Annotated in this window: 1 protein-coding gene; it reads right to left on the bottom strand. The window is 37.8% G+C overall.

Going from position 1 to position 291, the window contains the following annotated elements:
* A partial coding sequence (locus V7024_RS23100) for a Cna B-type domain-containing protein (RefSeq protein ID WP_335524347.1) occupies positions 1-291 on the bottom strand: 291 nt, incomplete at both ends.

Below are 291 nucleotides of genomic sequence, written 5' to 3'. Positions count from 1 at the left end.
TGTTGCGTTGTTATCCTTCCAAGTCTTTGTTCCTTCTACTTTTGTTTGACCTACTTTTGTATTTGTGATGTCATAACCTTTTACTTCGGATTGATATCCTGCTACTGGTTGTTCTTTCACTTCGTACTTATAAGCAACTCCATTTGCATCGTACGCTTGGAGATTGTCAAACGTGTACTTCCAATTTGTTGCTACTGTTACTTCTTTTGTATCAACTACTTGACCGTTTTGCAGTAGGTCTACTTTGATTGTTGCTGGACGATCTGTGGTATTGTTATCTTTCCACGTTTT

The organism is Bacillus sp. JJ864 (assembly GCF_036963045.1).
GTDB lineage: Bacteria > Bacillota > Bacilli > Bacillales > Bacillaceae_G > Bacillus_A > Bacillus_A pseudomycoides_C.
Note: the sequence above shows the minus strand (reverse complement) of the source record. Positions and strands in the feature narration are given on the sequence as shown.